This window comes from Streptomyces sp. R33 (assembly GCF_041200175.1).
Taxonomy (GTDB): Bacteria; Actinomycetota; Actinomycetes; order Streptomycetales; family Streptomycetaceae; genus Streptomyces; species Streptomyces katrae_B.
In genome coordinates this window covers 6,050,866-6,069,685 of the sequence record NZ_CP165727.1, presented here as the reverse complement: position 1 = coordinate 6,069,685, position 18,820 = coordinate 6,050,866, and the positions used below count along the sequence as shown (strand labels likewise).

13 protein-coding genes are annotated in these 18,820 nt (G+C 72.7%); 10 read left to right on the top strand and 3 right to left on the bottom strand.

The window, feature by feature from the left end:
- Positions 1 to 190 precede the first annotated feature (190 nt).
- Positions 191 to 1,210, top strand: a complete 1,020-nt coding sequence (gene glnII, locus AB5J51_RS27930) for a glutamine synthetase (RefSeq protein ID WP_053785107.1) — start codon at positions 191 to 193, stop codon at positions 1,208 to 1,210.
- Positions 1,211 to 1,715: 505 nt separating this feature from the next.
- Positions 1,716 to 2,312 (top strand): winged helix-turn-helix domain-containing protein, encoded by a 597-nt coding sequence (locus AB5J51_RS27925; RefSeq protein WP_053785106.1) that lies wholly within the window; start codon positions 1,716 to 1,718, stop codon positions 2,310 to 2,312.
- A 98-nt stretch (positions 2,313 to 2,410) separates the two neighbouring features.
- On the opposite strand, the gene AB5J51_RS27920 is transcribed toward AB5J51_RS27925, so the two are convergent.
- Both AB5J51_RS27920 and AB5J51_RS27915 read right to left on the bottom strand, forming a co-directional pair.
- Positions 2,411 to 3,901 (bottom strand): PepSY domain-containing protein, encoded by a 1,491-nt coding sequence (locus tag AB5J51_RS27920; RefSeq protein WP_136224549.1) that lies wholly within the window; start codon positions 3,899 to 3,901, stop codon positions 2,411 to 2,413.
- An 88-nt stretch (positions 3,902 to 3,989) separates the two neighbouring features.
- Positions 3,990 to 4,763: a hypothetical protein gene (locus AB5J51_RS27915; RefSeq protein ID WP_369778952.1), complete on the bottom strand. Its 774-nt coding sequence runs from the start codon at positions 4,761 to 4,763 to the stop codon at positions 3,990 to 3,992.
- Positions 4,764 to 4,828: 65 nt separating this feature from the next.
- Between AB5J51_RS27915 and AB5J51_RS27910 the strand changes: the two genes are divergently transcribed.
- From AB5J51_RS27910 to AB5J51_RS27875, 8 genes are all read left to right on the top strand, one after another.
- Positions 4,829 to 5,431, top strand: coding sequence for a rhomboid-like protein (locus tag AB5J51_RS27910; protein WP_136224548.1), 603 nt, complete (start codon positions 4,829 to 4,831; stop codon positions 5,429 to 5,431).
- A 125-nt stretch (positions 5,432 to 5,556) separates the two neighbouring features.
- Positions 5,557 to 6,354, top strand: a complete 798-nt coding sequence (locus tag AB5J51_RS27905) for a tyrosine-protein phosphatase (protein ID WP_369778951.1) — start codon at positions 5,557 to 5,559, stop codon at positions 6,352 to 6,354.
- Positions 6,355 to 6,451: 97 nt separating this feature from the next.
- Complete coding sequence (locus AB5J51_RS27900; protein ID WP_369778950.1) at positions 6,452 to 8,395, top strand: hypothetical protein; 1,944 nt, start codon at positions 6,452 to 6,454, stop codon at positions 8,393 to 8,395.
- Between the two features lie 158 nt (positions 8,396 to 8,553).
- Entirely contained in the window at positions 8,554 to 9,984 is a 1,431-nt protein-coding gene (locus tag AB5J51_RS27895) for a hypothetical protein (RefSeq protein WP_369778949.1), read from the top strand.
- A 121-nt stretch (positions 9,985 to 10,105) separates the two neighbouring features.
- Positions 10,106 to 11,002, top strand: a complete 897-nt coding sequence (locus tag AB5J51_RS27890) for a metal-dependent hydrolase (protein ID WP_369778948.1) — start codon at positions 10,106 to 10,108, stop codon at positions 11,000 to 11,002.
- Positions 10,999 to 12,048, top strand: coding sequence for a 2Fe-2S iron-sulfur cluster-binding protein (locus AB5J51_RS27885; RefSeq protein WP_369778947.1), 1,050 nt, complete (start codon positions 10,999 to 11,001; stop codon positions 12,046 to 12,048). The genes AB5J51_RS27890 and AB5J51_RS27885 overlap by 4 nt, the downstream gene beginning before the upstream one ends.
- 30 nt (positions 12,049 to 12,078) lie before the next feature.
- Complete coding sequence (locus AB5J51_RS27880; protein ID WP_053785098.1) at positions 12,079 to 12,801, top strand: TetR/AcrR family transcriptional regulator; 723 nt, start codon at positions 12,079 to 12,081, stop codon at positions 12,799 to 12,801.
- A gap of 50 nt (positions 12,802 to 12,851) precedes the next feature.
- Positions 12,852 to 13,388: a GNAT family N-acetyltransferase gene (locus AB5J51_RS27875; RefSeq protein ID WP_053785097.1), complete on the top strand. Its 537-nt coding sequence runs from the start codon at positions 12,852 to 12,854 to the stop codon at positions 13,386 to 13,388.
- Here AB5J51_RS27875 and pulA read toward each other — a convergent pair.
- Positions 13,375 to 18,717, bottom strand: a complete 5,343-nt coding sequence (gene pulA / locus AB5J51_RS27870; protein ID WP_369778946.1) for a pullulanase-type alpha-1,6-glucosidase — start codon at positions 18,715 to 18,717, stop codon at positions 13,375 to 13,377. The two genes, AB5J51_RS27875 and pulA, sit on opposite strands and share 14 nt — an antisense overlap.
- Positions 18,718 to 18,820 lie beyond the last annotated feature (103 nt).

Here is an 18,820-nt window from a genome sequence, read left to right as displayed (position 1 = left end):
CCGCACAACCCACCCGACCTGCGGCGTAAACCTCGGTAACACGGGGTTCACACCCGGGCAACGGAAGAGAAATCGCGAGCGGGCACGCTGCGGTCGACACCGCAGCGACATCGCAACACCACGACCGCAGCACCCGCAACGCAGCACCCGCACGGTCTGCGACGGAGCGACGCACCGAAGGATGGGGCCCGTGAGCTACAAGGCTGAGTACATCTGGATCGACGGCACCGAGCCGACGGCGAAGCTGCGCTCCAAGACGAAGATCCTGGCCGACGGCGACGCGCTGCCGATCTGGGGCTTCGACGGATCGAGCACCAACCAGGCCGAGGGCCACGCCTCCGACCGCGTGCTGCAGCCGGTGTTCTCCTGCCCGGACCCGATCCGCGGCGGCGACAACCTCCTCGTGCTCTGCGAGGTCATGAACATCGACATGACCCCGCACGAGTCGAACACCCGCGCCCTGCTGCGTCCGGTCGCCGAGCAGTTCGCGGACCAGGAGCCGATCTTCGGCATCGAGCAGGAGTACACCTTCTTCGACGGCATCCGGCCGCTCGGCTTCCCCGTGGGCGGCTTCCCGGCCGCGCAGGGCGGCTACTACTGCGGTGTCGGCGCGGACGAGATCTTCGGCCGCGAGATCGTCGAGAAGCACCTGGACCACTGCCTCGCGGCGGGCCTGAGCATCTCCGGCATCAACGCCGAGGTCATGCCCGGCCAGTGGGAGTTCCAGGTCGGCCCCGTGGGCCCGCTGGAGGTCTCCGACCAGCTGTGGATCGCGCGCTGGCTCCTCTACCGGACCGCCGAGGACTTCAACGTCTCCGCGACGCTGAACCCGAAGCCGGTGAAGGGCGACTGGAACGGGGCGGGCGCGCACACCAACTTCTCCACGAAGGCGATGCGCGAGGACTACCGCGCCATCATCACCGCGTGCGAGTCGCTGGGCGAGGGCTCGAAGCCGCTGGACCACGTCAAGAACTACGGCGCCGGCATCGACGAGCGCCTGACGGGCCTGCACGAGACCGCCCCGTGGAACGAGTTCAGCTACGGCGTCTCCGACCGCGGCGCCTCGGTCCGCATCCCGTGGCAGGTGGAGAAGGACGGCAAGGGCTACATCGAGGACCGCCGCCCGAACGCGAACGTGGACCCGTACGTGGTGACCCGCCTGATCACGGACACCTGCTGCACGGGCCTGCAGAAGGAGGGCCTGGTCTAAGACCCGGCCCCCCTTCCGCAGCGAACACTGCGACACGACGCGCGACGCCCGCCGAGCCCCCGTGGCCCGGCGGGCGTCGTGCGTCGTGCGTCCACACAACCGACCAGCATTCGATACGGGCCGCCGGTACGGACGCCCGGACCGGCGCCACCAGGTGACGTTTTGTCCGCCCTTGTCCAGGCCAAGTCGAGGAACGATCGCGGAATTTGAGATTCCGCTCCACTACCTGAGACGGGGCCTGCCCCGCACCCGTTGCGTCTGCTTCAATGAGCTCATGGCCAGCCACTCGCACACCTCGAACGGTCGCAGCGACCTCGAGCCGTTCTGGCCCTCCCGTCAGGACCACGATTTCGACCGGGTGTGTCGCCGCGTGAAGAACGCGCCGACCCTCTAAAGCCTCCCGGGATCTCCCACCGGACCTTCCCCGAGGCCTTCGGTCTGCGCGGAACGCGATGACGTACGCACGTCTCCTGCCGACCACTCCGCGTGAAAGAGCTGACCACTCATGTCTCACACCCGTTCCCTGACGTCCGCCGCCTCCGCCGCGACCGCTGCGACCGCGCCCCTCGCCTATCCGCCCAGTCCGCGCCACCGGCTGCGCGCCGTGGACCGTGACGAGGTCGCCCGCGTGGTCGACCTCCTGCCGCCCGGCGCCACCTGGCTGCCCGCGCCTCAGCACACCCTGCCGGCGCTGCCGGGCCAGCCGCCGATGGTCGGATACCTGGTCCTCGTACCGGCGGACCAGCAGCCGCCGATCGCCTTCGCCCCCCAGGCCGTTCCCGCACCGGCCGCTCCCCGGCCGGTCCCGGCCACCACCGGGGACGAGCTCGTCCGCATCGACGCGGCGCAGCGCACCGCCGAGGTCGACGGCCGGGTACTCGACCTGACGTACCTGGAGTTCGAGCTGCTGGCCCATCTGGTGGCGCACCCGCACCGGGTGCACAGCCGGGACCAGCTGGTGACCACGGTCTGGGGCTACGGCCACGTCGGCGACGGCCGGACCGTGGACGTCCACGTCGCCCGCCTGCGCCGCAAGCTGGGCGCGGCGCACCGCAGCGCGATCCAGACGGTGCGCCGCGTGGGCTACAAGTACGCGCCCTGAGTGCCGCTTCGCCGCGCCGCGGCGCCCCGCACGGCGGTGGGCCCGCACTCCCTCGCGGAGTACGGGCCCACCGTGCGCATCGGGACGGACCGTCCGGGCTAGACCGCGGTGGCCGCCTTGGCGCGGCGCGCCGCGAGCAGCCCCAGCAGCACGTCGACTGCCAGGAAGGCGACCAGGCTGATGCCGAGCAGCGGTACGAACCACCCGACCACCGCGACCACGGCGGCGAGCGGGAGCAGCAGGGTCAGCGGCACCTTGCGCCAGGCTCCGCGCGGCTGGGCGCGGCCGACCGAGAGGGTGCGGTCCTTGGTGGGCCGGCGCAGCCACCACATCCGGTAGCCCCAGAAGACCAGGAACATCACCGCGACCGCGAGCGCGGCGAGCGCGATCTGGTTGGCGAGGCCGAAGGTCCTCCCCATGTGCAGGTCGATCCCGAAGCGCGTCAGCTGCGCGAGGACGGGGTAGTCGGCGAAGCGGAGCTCGTCCATGATCCGGCCGTCGGCGGGGTCCACGGCGACGGAGTCCAGGTGGACCGGCAGCTGCTTGTCCTGCTCCTTGATCACGTAGCCGTTGCCCTTGGCGGGCAGGGTGATGCGGAGTTCCTCGGTGACCCCGGCGGCGCGGGCGGCGGCCACGGCCTTGTCGATGCCGATGTCCGCGGCGGCCGGCGTCCGGGGCGTCTGCGTGCCGTCGGTCGTGCCGTGCCCGGCGTGCTCGCCCGAGCCGGAGCCGGAGCCCTCGCCGGAGCCCGAACCGGGCGCGAGGGCCGCGGACACGGACGGGGTGGCGCCGCCGAGGCCGTCCTGGAGCTGCCCGATGTTCTCGCCCGCGTACTTCGACCAGGTCAGGCCGGTGGCGGACAGCGCGACGAGCCCGGCGACGGCCCAGAGGCCGACGGCCCCGTGCCAGGAGAGGGTCTTGCGGCGGCCGGTGGCGGCGCGGTCGGGCAGGACGAGCAGGGCCTTGCGGGACCGGCGGCGGCCGATCCACAGGGCGAGTCCGCCGAGTGCGACGACCCACAGCCAGCTCGCGGCGAGCTCGCTGTAGTTACGGCCGAACTCGCCCAGCTGGAGGCTCGAGTGGAACTCGCTGAGCCACGCGCGCAGCGGCAGCGCGTCGCCCTCGGTGATCAGCTGTCCGTTGACGTGGGCCGTATACGGATCCACGAAAACGGTCCTGGTCTGGCCCTCCCCGAGGCCCGGAACCTGCATGATCACGCGGGTGGTCGCCTCGGCGTCGGGCGCGGGCCACACGCCCACGACCTTGCCCTCGGGGACGGTCGCCCGGGCGGCCGTGACCTGGGCGCTGAGCGGCACCGTGCTGTCGCGGACCTCGGTGACGGTCAGTTCGTCGGAGTAGATGATCTTCTCGGCCTGCCAGGAGGCGGCGTACAGCAGGCCGGTGGCGGCGGCGAGGAAGATCAGCGGGGCTATGAGGATCCCCGCGTAGAAGTGCATGCGCAGGAGCAGCGGCCGCAGCGCCGCCCAGGTGCCGGGCTTCGAGGACGCGTCGGGTGTGACGGGCGCGTCAGGTGTGTCAGGCGTGTCGGAGTCCGGGATGCGGACGTCCTGAACCTCTTCAAGGGACATGTGGGTCCTAGGTGTTGGCCCTGTGGGCGAAGACTCGGGTGAACCGGCCCCGGGTCCCGCCACCTCGCCGATGAAGGAGGTGCGCCGGTCAGGCGCAGGCAGGACGGCCGGGGGCCGTGGCGCGGGTGTCTCGCCACCCGGGCGGGCCCCGGCGCACCAGGGCGTGCGCGGGCACGGCTCCGCGCAGCCTGCGCAGGGGTTCGTACGAGGGGCGCGCGGCGGGCCGCGGCGGTGCGGGGGCCACGCGGGCCCGGATCAGGGCGACCGCACGGGCGAGCGGCCGGGCCGCCAGCAGCGCGGCGGAGCCGAGGACCGAGGCCAGCCGGAACACGGCGGCCTCGCCCCACGCCAGCCAGGCGGCACAGAACAGCCCGGCGAGCACGTGCGCGGCGATCATGCCGAGGCCGCCGTGCCCGGCCATGTCGGCCATGCCCGCCATCCCGCTCATGTCCGCCATCCCGGCCATGCCGTCCGTGCCGCCCGTACCGGCGGCGCCGGCCGCCGTCTCCGGCAGCGCCGTGCCCGCCAGGTGGTGGTGCCCGGGCATCGGCTCGGGCAGGGACAGGGGCAGGGACTTCCCGGTGTGACCGGCGTGGCCGCCGGGTCCCGCCTGGCTGCCGGAGAAGACCAGGTGCAGTACGCCCTGGACGGCGAGCAGCGCCGCACTGATCCCGACGGGTCCGCGGCGGCGACCGGCTGCGAGCCGTGCGAGCCCCCCGGTCACCCCGAAAGCACCCAGAAGGCCCAACAGCGGGATATCCGTGCCGGACATGCACGAATGCCCCACAGCGCCCAATGCGGTGCACACCGCCGCGAACATCGCGGCCCGTGCGGTGCGCATCGGCGCGGGGATCACTGGCATGGCTGGAACATGCTCGCACGGGACCCGGTTCCGCCAGCCCCGGGGTCGTATCCGATCATGATCGGATGAATTCACTGCCATGGCCGCCGCCGACCCTCGGCGTGGTGTACGCGGGCGGGGTCCAACTCGGCGCGCACGCACTGGACCGGCTGGGGGCGGCGGAGCGGGACCGGGTGCTGCGGGGCTGCTCGACGAATGTCGACAACCTCGCCGCCGGCCGCTGGGAGACCCTGCTGAGCAGTGCCTTCGTCGTCGAGGAACCGATGCCGCTGCCGTACGCGCTGCTGCTCGTCGCGGTCCTCGGGTACGCGGAGTACGCGTACGGGGCCTGGTGGACGGCCGCGGTGTTCGCGTTCGGGCACGCCACGGCGACCCTCCTCGTCTACGGCGCCCTGCACCGGACGGCCGATCCGCCGACCCGGCGGGCCGTGGACGTGGGGACCAGCTACGGGTTCAACGCCGTGCTCGGCGCACTGACCTCCGCACTGCCGCGCGGGCCGGTCCGTACGGCCGCCCGGGTGGGACTGCTGGCGCTCGCCGCGGCGCCGGTGCTGAAGCGGGACCGGACCTTCACGGACGCCGGGCACCTCGCGGCGCTGGGGATCGGGGTCGGGGTCTCGCTCGCGCTCGATTACCTATCCGGGACAAAACATCCGAAAATCGGGTGAACACGGACCATCCGCACGATCGGCATGACCCGCACCACCCCCCACCCACCCTCCGCACCACCCGCACCACCCCGCGCCACCCTCTGCACCGCTCGCACCGCCTGCACACCGCTGGAGCCGCCACGATGACCACGACCACCCCCTCCACCACCGTCGCCAACCTGCGCGACCTCGGCGGTACCCCCCTGTCCGGCGGGCGCACCGTCCGCCCCGGGCTGGCCCTGCGCTCCGGCCAGCTCGACCGGCTCGACGTCGACGCCGACCCGGTCGTGGCCGCGCTGGGCCTGCGTACGGTCATCGACTTCCGCACCGACCCCGAGCGCGCCGACCACCCGGACCGGATACCGGCGGGCGTCCGCCTCCTGATCAGCGACGTCCTCGCCGACAAGCTGCGCTCCGGCAAGATGCCGGCCGCCACGCAGCTCAAGGACCTGCTGTCGGACCCGGCGGTGGCGGAGGAGCACCTGGGCGGCGGCAGGGTGCAGAAGCTGTTCGCCGACACCTACCGGTCCTTCGTGAACACCGCTTCCGCGCAGGCCGCGTACCGGACCCTGCTCACCGAGCTCGCGGACCCGGAGGCGGGCCCGCTGCTGTTCCACTGCACGGCCGGCAAGGACCGTACGGGCTGGGGCGCGACCGTCGTCCTGTCGCTGCTCGGCGCGGACGACGAGACCCTGATGGCCGAATACCTCTCCGTCAATCCGGCGGTCAAGCAGGCCTTCGCTCCGCTGATCGAGGGCTTCACCATCGCCGGCGGCAACCCGGACATCGCGCTGGGCCTGATCGGCGTGTTCCCCTCGTACCTGGAAGCCGCGCTCGACGAGGTGAACACGCGGTACGGCTCGATGGAGAAGTACGTGCGCGAGGGTCTCGGCGTCCCCGACGAGACGGTCGAGGCGCTCCGCGCCCGCCTCGTGGCCTGATCCGGGCCCGCCCCGCCCCCTCCCGCGGCCGGTATTCGACCCGAACGTGTGACCTGGGGACGGGTGACCATCCGACGATTCGCTCGTTCTGCTGAACGTGACTGCGCCGGATACCGCCACCCGCCCCCCGTCTCCCGTACCGCCCGACGTCGAGCTGGCCGAGGCCGCCATCGTCGAGCACTACCCGCGGCTGGTGCGGCTCGCCTATCTGGTGCTGCCGCCCGCCCTCGGCCGCAACCGGCGGGTGCTCACCGCCCATTCGCTGGCCCAGCGCGCCCTGCCGCGCGGGCGGCGCGGCGCCGGTGCGGAGGCCGCCTCAGCAGCCGCGGTGCAGGGCGGGGTGCCGGGCCAGCGCGGGACCGCGGGCGCCGAGTCCGGGTACGCGTACGTCCGTCTGCGGGTGCTGCGCGCCGCCCTGGAGGCCGGGATTCCGCTGACCTTCCGGGCGCTGCCCCGGCGGGCGCAGCTGCCTCCGCTGCTCCCCCAGGTGTGGGGGCTGCGGCTGTTCCCGCGCTCGGGCGGGGCCGAGGAGCTGGCGCTGGACCAGTGGCTGGCCACCCTCGACGGGCCGGGCCGGGCGGCCTGCGTGCTGCGCGCCCTCGAGCGGCTGCCGGAGTCCGAGGTGCTCCGGGTGCTGACCGAGGCCGGGGTCGCGAACCCCGCTGCCGCGGTCGCGGAATCGGGGGATCCGGCCAACGACGCCCTGTTCGCCTCCCCCGAGTTCGATCCGTGCGTGCTCCAGGCGCGGCCCACCGACCTGCTGCGCCGGCGCCGGTTCGCCCGGGCCTCTCTGGCCGCCGCGGCCGCCCTCGCCGTGTGCGGGGCGCTGCTGGCGCTGCCCGGCGGCGGCTGGGGTGCGGACGGGGCGGCGGCTCCGCCGTACGCACGCAACGCGGCTGCGGAACAGGCCCTGGATCCGGGCAAGCTGGTCCGGGTCGCGCCCTCGCTCTGGCGTACGTCCTCCCGTACGGGCTTCTCCACCTGGCCCGCGCGCGGCGACCGCGCAGACGACTCCGAGCTGCTGCGCCGCGCGCTGGCCGTCTGGGCCCGGCCGGGCCCGACGGTGGTCGCCTCGGGCACCCCCGGCACGCCGCCCGGACCGCCGATGGGCCCGCCGCAGCTGCTGTTCGCGGGCACCGTCGACCAGGCGGTCGTGGTCCTGCTGTACGACGGCCTGCGCGTGGTCCGGTACGCCGAGCCGCGCACCGGGACCTCGGTCGCCGCCCTCGACTTCGCCCGGACCGACGGCACGTCGGCGGAGAACTCTTCCGCGCTCGTACTGAGCCGGGTCGACGGCAACGTCCGCTACCTGACCGCGCCGTGGGTCACCGGCGCGGGGCTGCGGGACCTGCTGAAGCCCGGTGACGCCCCGGCGGCGCTGAAGCTGAGCCAGGACGGGATCACCCCGCCGGTGGCGAGCCCCGCGCCGTCCGGCAACTGCACCGGATGGAACGCCCTGGCGCTGACCGGCAACGGCTCCACCCGGCTGGTCACCGACCTCGGCGAGCTGACGCCGGCCCGGCTGACCTCGGGCGCGCCGGGTGCGGAGCGCGATGTGGCGGAGGGTGCGGAGCTCGGCGACTGGTCGCGGATCGCGTGCCTGCTGCCGTCGGTCCGCTCGCACGGCGTCCGCAGCGTCAACGCGTGGACGTACGCTAAGCAGCCGCTGCCCGAGGGCGACGGCACGGCGACGTGGCTGTGCACACGGGCGGAGACCTGGGCGGGTACGGAGGACCGGGTGCAGGCCCAGTTCCTGACCCCGGGCGCCCCGCTGGCCGCGCAGGCGGCGAAGGCGGAGGGCTCGCCGGCGTGCGGGCCGCGGGAGCCGCGGGTGCTGGCGGGCGTGCTGTGGAAGTCGAAGGCGGGCCAGTGGTACGTGCTGGCGGCGGGCAGTGCGCAGTTCGCGTCGCTGTCGGTGTCCGGCAACGGGGTGAGCGGGGCTGCGAACGGCAACCGGCTGGCGGTGAAGGCGCCGGCGGGCGCGCAGGTGGAGCTGGCGGGCAAGCTCACGGACGGTACGAAGGCGGGGGTGCTCCGGTAGCCGCACCGCAGGGTGGGTGAATCTTCAACCGTCAAGAAGAGACGGGGAGTTGGCGGGATCCGGACATGACGGCCGCAGCGCGCGCATGGCATGATCGGATTCCGGTTACCTCGGGGTAACCCGCCAACACCCCCCTCACGTACTGAAGGTTCACCCACGTGCGCACGCTCGCCCGACGGCTCCTCCTCCCCGGCCTGACCACCCTGGCGCTCACCGCCACCGGCTGCTCCTCGACACCACACACCGGCGCCGCCGACGCGGCCGCCCCCGCCACCCTCGCGCCCGCGGGCGACGGCACGTCGCAGCAGCTCGACGTGGCCGCGGCGCCGCAGGGGACGCCGACCCCGGCGGCCGTGGCCCGCGCCGACGGAAAGGGGAAGACGGAGCAGTCCTCGCTGAAGGTCGCCTCGTACGACCAGGCGAGCGGACGGGCCGTCATAGCCAAGGCCCCGCAGGGGCCCGCACCGAAGCCGACGAAGTCCGCCTCCCCCTCCTCCTCGCCCTCCTCCTCGCCCTCCCCGACAGCCGACAAGCCCGTCGCCGTGGGTGACGTCATCGCCAGTGCGCCGGCGCCCGGCGCCCCCAACGGCCTGCTCGCCAAGGTCACCGAGGTCGTCGGGAAGACCGACAGCGGCACCGAGGTCAAGACCGCCTCCACGACGCTGGCCGCCGTCCTGAACGACGACAAGGCCGACGGCAAGGTCCCCGTCGACCCGTCGGCGGTCACCGTCGAACCCCTGATGAAGGGCGTCACCTTCTCCTGGGCCAAGGGCCCGGGCGTGAAGTTCGGCCCCCAGAGTGCCAAGCTGCCGCTCGGCAACCTCCGCCTCGACGTGAACGCCGCCGTCGACACCGCCCCGGACGCCCCCGCCTCGGCCGGAGCCTCGGTGTCCGGCTTCGTCCAGCTCGCCCCCCAGGTGGAGTTCTCGTACGACGGCGGCGCGAGCGGCGGCTCCGGCCCGCGCGGAGCCACCCTCGGCATGAGCGGCGAATGGTCCTCGCAGTGGAAGCTCCAGGGCCGCGCCGCCGCGAGCACCGGGGCGCCCAAGCGGATCCCCTTCGCCAAGCTGCACAGCGCTCCGGTCATCCAGGTGGGCCCGGTGCCGGTCGTCGTCAACCTCGACCTGACCTGCTACGTCCAGGTGGAGGCCGACGGCCGCGTGACCCTCGACGTCCAGCAGGACGTCAAGGGCGACTTCAAGGTCGGCGGCAGCTACGCGCTGGGCAAGGGCTGGACGCCGATCAGCGAGTCGCACGTGAAGAGCACCCCGGTCACGGCGACCGTCGCCGCCACCGGCAAGGTCAAGGGCGCGCTCGGCGCCGAGGCCTCCGTCGGCCTGTACGGGGCCGTCGGCGTCAGCGCGGACTTCGCCCCCTACCTGCGCGGCGAGGCCGACGCCAAGGCGAGCGCGTCCAGCGACGGCAAGACCTCCCTCAGCGGTGCCTGGGCGCTGTACGGCGGCTTCGATCTGAGCGGGAACCTGCACCTGCAGCTCTCCCTGTTCGGCACGCCGCTCTTCGAGCGCAAGATCCCGCTGGGCTCGCTCAACCGCGAGTGGGCCCTCGCGAGCGGCCACGCCGAGCGCTAGCCGGACGAGCCGGACGGCAGACCTGAGTCCCCCGGGCGCGGTGCGCGCCCGGGGGACTCCTGCGTGAAGTGGTGGGCGCAGAGGGGTTTTCCTCCGTCCTACCCCTCAGTACATTGACGCCATGTCTAATACGCCGCTCGCGCCCGCCCCCGTGGCGTCGGAACACATAGAGCTCAAGGCGCGGAACGTGTCCTTCGGCTGGGAGGACACCCCGCTCCACTGGCTGCCCGGCGACCCGTTCGCCACGCACACCATCAACGTGCTGCACCTGCTGCTGCCCGCGGGCGAGCGCTGGTTCGTACACGTCTACAAGCAGGTGCTCCCCTACATCAAGGACGAGCAACTGCGCGCGGACGTCGTCGGGTTCATCGGCCAGGAGGCCATGCACGCCGCCGCGCACGACGACGTGCTCCCCCACCTGAAGCGGCTCGGACTGGACCCGACCCCGTACACGGCGCAGGTGGACTGGCTCTTCGAGAAGCTGCTGGGCGACCGGACGCTGCCCCCGGGCAAAGCCCGGCACTGGTGGCTCATGGAGCGGGTCGCGATGATCGCGGCGATCGAGCACTACACGGCGTTCCTCGGGAACTGGGTGCTCAACGCCGAAGAACTGGACCGCAGGGGCGCGGACCCGATGATGCTGGACCTGCTGCGCTGGCACGGCGCGGAGGAGGTGGAGCACCGCTCGGTGGCCTTCGACCTCTTCATGCACGTGGACGGCGGCTACCGCCGGCGGGCCCGGACCTGGGCCACCGCGTTCACGGCCCTCGTCTTCCTGTGGCAGCGGGGCGCCCGCTTCTTCATGGAGAACGACCCGGAGCTGCCCGGCGCCAAGGCCTCGCTCGGCCAGTTCTTCCGCGCGGGCCGGCAGGGCACGCTGCCTTCGACGGGAGCCATGCTCAAGTCGATCCCGACGTACCTCTCCCGTACGTACCACCCGTCCCAGGAGGGCTCGACGGCCCAGGCCGTGGCCTACCTGGCCTCCTCCCCCGGCGCGAACGGCGGTGCCACCGCATGAGCCGCGCCCTGAAGGTGGCGGCGCTGGCGGGCGCGGCCCTGCTGACCCGCCGCGCCCTGCGGGGGCGCATCGCCCGCTCCCCCCTGTGGCCCCTCCCGGCGCTGGAGACCCCGGTCTCGGGCCACTCCCCGCGGCGTTGGCTGCCCGCGCTGATCGTGTCCCGTACGGAGCCGGCCGACGGGGTCATGGCCCTGACCCTCGAATCCACGGAGTTCCCGCCGTGGACCCCGGGCGCGCACGTGGACGTACGGCTTCCCTCGGGCCTGATCCGCCAGTACAGCCTCTGCGGCGACCCGGCGGACGCGGGCCGCTACACGATCGCGATCCGCCTGATCGAGGACGGCCGCGGCGGCTCCCGCGAGGCGCACGCCCAGCTGGTGGAGGGCGCGGAACTGGCCGTACGCCCGCCCCGCAACCGCTTCGCACTGGAGCCGTCCGCCTCGTACGTCTTCATCGCGGGCGGGATCGGCATCACGCCCGTCCTCCCGATGCTGCGCGCGGCCGAGGCGGCGGGCGCGGACTGGACCCTGATCTACGGCGGCCGCTCGCGCTCCTCCATGCCGTTCATCGCCGAACTGGCCCCGTACGGCCCCCGGGTCACGATCACGCCGCAGGACGAGGCGGGCCACCCCGACCTCACCCCGCTCAACGCAACGGCCCCCGGCACCCTGATCTACTGCTGCGGCCCGGACCCGTTGATGAAGGCGGTCGAAGCTGCAGCCGCGCCCGGAACCCCGGTCCATGTGGAACGCTTCACGGCAACCGCCGCCACGGCGGGCGCCTGCCACCCCTTCACGGTCGAACTCCACCGCTCGGGCCGCACGATCGAGGTGGCGGCGGACGAGTCCACCCTGACGGCGGTCCGCCGGGAACTCCCCACCACCCCGTACTCCTGCGAACAGGGCTTCTGCGGCACCTGCCAACACCGCGTCCTCGCAGGCGAGGTCGACCACCGCGACACCCTCCTCACGGACCGGGAACGCGAGGACTCGATGCTCCTGTGCGTCTCCCGCGCCAAGGACGACCGCCTGGTCCTGGATCTCTGAGCCCCGCTGCGGGCCCAGTAGGGTGTCCGCATGACTACCGGGACGCGGCGCAGGATGGGTGTCGAGGAGCGGCGGCAGCAGCTGATCGGGGTGGCCCTGGAGCTGTTCAGCCACCGGTCGCCCGACGACGTGTCGATCGACGAGATCGCGGCGGCCGCGGGGATATCCCGGCCGCTCGTCTACCACTATTTTCCGGGCAAGTTGAGCCTGTACGAGGCCGCGCTGCGGCGGGCCGCCGATGAGCTCGCGCAGCGGTTCGTCGAGCCGCAGGAGGGTCCGCTCGGGGCACGGCTGCTGCGTGTCATGGGCCGGTTCTTCGCGTTCGTCGACGACCACGGGCCCGGGTTCTCGGCGCTGATGCGCGGCGGTCCGGCGGTCGGGAGCAACCGGACCAACGCGATGATCGACGAGGTCCGCCAGGCCGCGTACGAGCAGATCGTCACGCACATCGGCATCGAGAAGCCGCCCGCGCGCCTGGAGCTCGTGGTGCGGTCCTGGGTGTCGCTCGCGGAGTCCACCGCACTGATCTGGCTGGAGGGGCGGAAGATCCCGCGGGCCGAGCTGGAGCTGCAGCTCGTGCACGACTTCGCCGCGCTGGCCGCCGTAAGTGCCGCGTACGACGCGGAGATGGCCGGGATCCTCGGCCGGATCCTCGCCGGCGAACCGTCCGACGGGCCCTTCGGCGAGCTGGTCGGGCGGCTCGGGGGGCTCGTCCCCGCAACGGTGGAGGCCGGGGTGCCCGGCCCCCGCTGACCGGCCCCCGCCGGCCCGCCCCCGGTGATCATCCGCGTGATAATACCCGCGTGATCATTGATGACGGGATCTTGTTCCGGCGCGCCGTGGAGAAGGACGCCGCCACGCTGGTGGCCCTGTACGACCAGGCCGCCCGATGGATGCGCAAGCACGGGATCGACCAGTGGAAGCCCGGGGACAAGGACGCCGCGCACTTCCTGGCGAAGATGCGCGAGGGCGAGGTGTGGCTCGCCGGGGACAGCGACGGACGGATCGTCGGCGCGTACGAGCTGTGGTGGTCCGACGAGGAGGCCTGGGGCGTGCAGCCGCCGGTCGCCGGCTACGTGCACCGGCTGATGGTGGATCGCGAAACCGCGCCCGCGGGCGCCGGGCGCCGGCTGCTCGAACATGCCGAGCGCCGGATCGCCGGGTCGGGGTTGCCGCGGGCGCGGCTGGACTGCGTCTCCACCAACCCCCGGCTGCTCGCGTACTACCGGGGTGCGGGCTACCGGGTGGTCGGGGAGTTCCCCCACAAGGAGGGCAAGGACGGCAAGGTGTACGGGGTGATCCTGCTCGAGAAGAGGCTCGATCAGCTCACCGTCGTGTGAAGACCGACACGGTGCGGGGCGGGGTCGTGAACTCTCCTGTCCGTGCGTCGTACGCCGCCTGCTTGACCGCGGGGTCGGATCCGGCCGCCTGGACCGGGTGCAGGGCGTAGGCGGTGCCCGCGAGGGCCGGGATGCGCTGGGCCTGGGCGGTGGGCGTGGCGTTGAAGACCACCACCAGGTCGCCGAGGGTCATGGTGATCACCCCCGGGGTCTCGTCCTTGCCGGAGAGCGGGAAGGCCAGCGCGGCCTGGACCGCCTCGGGCGTGGTGAGGGCGAAGGCCGGTTCCGTCGTACGGATCCGCAGCAGGTCGCGGTAGGCCGCCGAGGCTCCGGTGATGTCGGCGCAGGCGGGTGCGGAACGACCTGCCAGCAGGGGCTTCGCGTACAGCCACTTGGAGCCGTTGTCGGCGGCCGGCGGCAGCCCTCGGCCGAATCCGTTGCCGTCGCGGCAGTCCCAGTGGACGGCGTTGAACCAGTCGCCGCTGTCGTACGAGTTGCGGTCCAGGGACTTCGAACGGAGCAGGTCCGTGCCCGCCTGGGACAGCGACGGGCCCTGCGAGAGGGTGCCGACTGCCATCGCCAGGACCTGCATGCGGGCCTGGTCGGCGGTGGAGGTGCCGTCCGGGAGCTTGTACGTCAGGGCGTCGGCCAGGGTCTCGTTGTCGTGGGCGTCCGCGTAGGCGAGGGCGTCGCCCGGGGCCGCCGCGTAGCCGGCCGGGGAGCCGTTGTAGTCCACCTCGGAGCCCTTGGTGCGCCGGCCTGTGGTGTCCGTGAAGGCGTACGAGGCGAGGTTGCCGGACAGCCCGACCTTGATCAGGTCCTGGGCGTGCAGGAGCCGGGCCCGCTGCTGGTCCGCGGTGCCGTTCGCGGGTGCGTCGTTCGGGGCCGTGAACAGGCCGGAGGCGAAGCCCTGGACGCGCGGGTCCTCGTCGAAGGGGCCGCCGCCGCGGACCGCGTCGCGCGAACGGTCCGAGAAGGTGGCGATGCCGGTGCCGGCCATGTTCTTCTGCGTGGCCTGGACGAAGCGGGCGTCGTCCGCGACCTCGCCGAAGTTCCAGCCCTCCCCGTAGAGGATGATCTTCTTTCCGTCGACGCCGTCCTTGGCGGGCGTGAGCGCGTCGAGGGCCTGGCGGACGGCCAGGATGTTCGCCTTCGGGTGGTGGCCCATCAGGTCGAAGCGGAAGCCGTCGACCTTGTACTCCTTGGCCCAGGTGACGAGGGAGTCCACGACGAGGCGGCCCATCATCGCGTTCTCGGGGGCCGTGTTGGCGCAGCAGGTGGAGTTGGCGACCGAGCCGTCCGCCAGCAGCCGCTGGTAGTACCCGGGCACGATGCGGTCCAGCACCGACTTGTCGGACTGGCCGGACGCCACGGTGTGGTTGTAGACCACGTCCATCACCGTGCGCAGGCCGGCCCCGTTCAGCGACTGGACCATCCTGCGGAACTCGACCGTGCGGGCCGTGCCGTTGGGGTCACTCGCGTACGAGCCCTCCGGCACGGTGTAGTGCAGCGGGTCGTAGCCCCAGTTGTACGCGTCCTTCGCGGCCGTGGCGGCCACGCAGGCCTGCTGCTCCGGCGAGTCCGGCGCGTACACCTTCAGGTCGCAGGCGGGTTCGGTGCGGTCGGAGGCCTTCTCCGGGATGGTCCCGATGTCGAAGGCGGGCAGGAGGTGGACGTACGAGGTGCCGGACGCGGCCAGGGAGCGCAGGTGCTGCATGCCCGCCGAGGCGGTGTCGGTGAAGGCCAGGTACTGGCCGGGGTGCGTGCTCGTACGGTCCGCGACCGAGAAGTCGCGGATGTGCAGCTCCTGGATCTGGGCCGAGGTGAAGGGGACGGGCGCGGGCTTGCGCAGTGCGCCCCAGCCGGGCGGGGCCAGCTTCGGGTCGGCCAGGTCGACGGCCAGGCTGTACACGGAATCGGTGGTCAGGGCGGTGGAGTACGGGTCGGTGACCAGGTTGCGGACCACCTGGCGGGTGCTCGGGGCCCACACGGTCACGGCGTAGCGGTACGGCTTGCCGGTCCAGCCGCGCTCGCCGCGCACCGACCAGACGCCGGTGGTGTCGTCGCGGTGCATGGCGACGGTGCGGCCGTCGAGCTCGAGGGCGACCTGCTGGGCGGTGGGGGCCCAGACGGAGAGCGTGGGGCGGCCGTCCTTGAAGACGGGGCCGAGCGCGGCCGTGTTCGCGTACAGGTCGTCGAGTACGCCGGCGAGCTGCACGCCGGTCGCGGCCAGGACGGCGCCGTTCGCGGCGCGGGCGCTCGCGACGAGCTGGCCACGCAGGGCCTCCCGTACGCGGTCCCGGTCGCGGGGGTCGACGGTGAACGCCTGGTACGCGGAAAGGTGCGGGAACTTCTGCTTCTGGGCGGCGGTGAGCTCGGCCTTGGCAAGGCGCAGCCACTGCGCGCCGTCCGCGTGCAGGACGCCGTTCTCCGCGGTGATCTTGCCTTCGCGGGAGGCGAGGAGCTGGACGGAGGCGGCGGCCGCGGGGGCGTTCCAGGCGAGGGTGTCGCGGTCGATCCAGACGGCCTGGGCCTTGGTGAGGTCCAGGGCGGCGGAGGAGCCGGCGGGCTGCGGGAGGAGGTACGGGGCCCGGCCGCCCAGCATCCAGACCTCGTGGCCGGTGGCCTTCAGGTCCAGGGACTGGTCGGAGGGGAGGTCCTTCTCGTCGCCCTTGTGGAGGATGTAGCTGAGGCTGGTCGCCCCGGCCGCGAGCGGGACCTCGTACACCGCGCCGTAGGAGTCGGTGCGGGCGGGCATCAGCGGCTGGGACCAGTCGGTCGGGGTGGCGGCGCCGGTCCAGACGTGCAGGCCCCAGCCGTCGTGGGCGCCGTCGGCGCGCCGGTAGTGGAGGACGGCCTTGTTCTGGTCCTGCGGCGGGTAGGCGGGGCGGTCGGTGCGGGCGGCTTCCTTGCCCTGCTCGAGCCAGACCTCGCCGGTCTTCGTCACGTCGAGGGTGCGGTCGGCGGCGACGTCCTTGTTGCCGTCCTTGTCGATGACGAGGTAGCCGACGGAGGAGGCACCGGGCTTGAGCCTGACGTAGGCGAAGGCGCCGTATGCGTCGCGGCCGGTGAAGCCGTGGCCGGCGGGCCAGGGGGTGGCTTCGCCGTCGGCGAGATCGCCCCAGGCATAGAGCCGCCAGTCGGTGTAGTCGCCGTCGGGGCGGTTGTAGTGGACGACGGCGTAGTCGCGCTGGGTGGCGGTCGGGGGCTCCACGGGCGGCACCTGGCCGGCGACGGACTCGGCGAGGGCGCTCGCGGTACGGCCGGAGGCGTCGACGACGACGGCCTTGTAGCGCAGCGGGGTGCCGGCCGGGGCCGTGATGTGCTGGGTGACCTTGTACGGGGCGTGGTCGGCGGATCCGAGGACCTGCCACTTGCCGGTGCCGGTCTGGGCGGCGAAGACGACCCGGTTCAGGCCGCCGCCGGTGACGTCGGCGGAGAGCTCGACGGTACCGGTGGCTGCCGCCGGGGCCTTGAGGGTGATGCCGGGAGCCGTGGCGGGCTGGGTGAGGGGCACGCCTGCACGCAGTACGACGGATCCGAGGGCCGGGACGACCACACGGACGCCGGCGGGCGTGACCCGTGACGAACCCGAACCCCCGTACAGGGCCTTGAACTCGGTACCCACCGCGCTGCCGACCGGCATGTCGACGGTGACCGGCTCGGGGGCGTTGTTCACCGCGACCGCGTACTCGGCCTTGGAGCGCGCGTCGGTGCGCGTGAACGCGTAGACGGAGTCGCGGGCGAGCCGCTCGGTCTGGACGCCGTCCCGCAGAGCCGGGTGGGCCTTGGTCAGCTGGGACAGCGCGGCGATCTGGCGGTACAGCGGATGGGCCGGATCGTAGGCATCGCCGGCGTGGGTGCGCGCCGTTCCGAGCTGGTCGTCGTCCAGGTAGTCGGCGACCTTCGTGGCGAACAGCGGCTGCCGCGCGTCCTTGTCACCACCGGCGCCCGTGAAGCCCTGCTCGTCGCCGGAGTACACCACCGGGTTGCCCCGGGAGAAGAACATCAGCTCGTTGGCGAGCCGGTACCGGTCCAGCAGCTCCTGCTCCCCCGCCCCCGGCCGGTCCTGCTTCAGGAAGCTCCCGAAGCGGCCCATGTCGTGGTTGCCGAGGAAGGTGACCTGCTCGTACGCGTTCGCCTTGTCCGTGGTGTACCGGTAGTCGTCACCCAGTACGGAGCCCAGCCGCGCGGCCGCCGCGCCCTGGGAGGCGTACGCCCGGATCGCGTCCTGGAGGGGGAAGTCGAGGGTGGCGTCGAGGCGCCCGCGCGTCACGTACGGGGAGGTGACGGCGGTGTCGGCGGAGTAGACCTCGCCGAACATGAAGAAGTTCTTCCGGCCGCGCTGGGCGGCGTACTTGTCGAGGGCGGTGGCCCACTGCGTCCAGAACTCGGTGTTGACGTGCTTGACCGTGTCGATGCGGAAGCCGTCGATCGCGAAGTCCTTGACCCACTTCTCGTAGATCTTCTCCATACCGGTGACGACCTCGGGGCGCTCGGTCCACAGGTCGTCGAGGCCGAAGAAGTCACCCTGGTCGGAGGATTCCCCGGCGAAGGTGGAATCGCCCCGGTTGTGGTACATCGTCGGGTCGTTGAGCCAGGCGGGAGCCTTCAGGCCCTTCTTCGCATCGGGCACGAACGGGGTCCGCGGGAAGGACTCGGCGTCGACCTGCGGGAACTTCTTCTTCCCGGCCGCGTAGTCGGCGTCCTCGAAAGGCACCCCGCCCTTGGTCAGGTAGGGGAAGGCCCCCTTCGACAGGTACGAGTACGACTGCTCCCGGTAGTCGACGACGTCGGCGGTGTGGTTGGTGATGACGTCGAAGAAGACCTTCATCCCCTTCGCGTGCGCCTTGTCGATCAGCCTCTCCAGGTCGGCGTTGGTGCCGAAGTGCGGGTCGACCTGCGTGAAGTCGGTGATCCAGTACCCGTGGTACCCGGCGGAGACATCGGCCCCCTTGCCCTGCACCGGCTGGTTCTTGAAGATCGGCGCCATCCAGATGGCGGTGGTGCCGAGCCCCTTGATGTAGTCGAGCCGGTCGGTCAGGCCCTTGAGGTCGCCGCCCTGGTAGAAGCCCTTGTCCGTCGGGTCCAGCCCGGTCTCGAGCCGGGTGCCGGTCAGGCCGCCGGTGTCGTTGCGCGGATCGCCGTTCGCGAACCGGTCCGGGAGGACGAAGTAGAACTGCTCCCGGGTCAGGTCGTGGCGTGCGGGCTCGGCGGCCAGCTTCGCGTCCGAGGGCGGGGCGGGCGGCGCGGCGGCCGCTGCCGGGAGGGCGGGCAGGAGCGTCACGGCCAGGGCGGCGGCGAGCACTCCTGCGGCGGGGCGTATCAAGGCGGGTCTCCTTGTGTACGTGGCACGTGGATGAGGGCCGCCCGGGCGGATGGCCGGGGGAGGTTCTGGATACCGGGCGGCCCTGGTCTGCGGAGGGAGGGGT

Bases quoted from the DNA above. Each gene is read 5' to 3' on its own strand.
- AB5J51_RS27915 (WP_369778952.1), bottom strand. From the start codon at position 4,763: ATGCCAGTGATCCCCGCGCCGATGCGCACCGCACGGGCCGCGATGTTC.
- AB5J51_RS27905 (WP_369778951.1), top strand. From the start codon at position 5,557: ATGACCACGACCACCCCCTCCACCACCGTCGCCAACCTGCGCGACCTC.
- AB5J51_RS27885 (WP_369778947.1), top strand. From the start codon at position 10,999: ATGAGCCGCGCCCTGAAGGTGGCGGCGCTGGCGGGCGCGGCCCTGCTG.
- AB5J51_RS27925 (WP_053785106.1), top strand. From the start codon at position 1,716: ATGTCTCACACCCGTTCCCTGACGTCCGCCGCCTCCGCCGCGACCGCT.
- AB5J51_RS27910 (WP_136224548.1), top strand. From the start codon at position 4,829: ATGAATTCACTGCCATGGCCGCCGCCGACCCTCGGCGTGGTGTACGCG.
- AB5J51_RS27880 (WP_053785098.1), top strand. From the start codon at position 12,079: ATGACTACCGGGACGCGGCGCAGGATGGGTGTCGAGGAGCGGCGGCAG.
- AB5J51_RS27920 (WP_136224549.1), bottom strand. From the start codon at position 3,901: ATGTCCCTTGAAGAGGTTCAGGACGTCCGCATCCCGGACTCCGACACG.
- AB5J51_RS27890 (WP_369778948.1), top strand. From the start codon at position 10,106: ATGTCTAATACGCCGCTCGCGCCCGCCCCCGTGGCGTCGGAACACATA.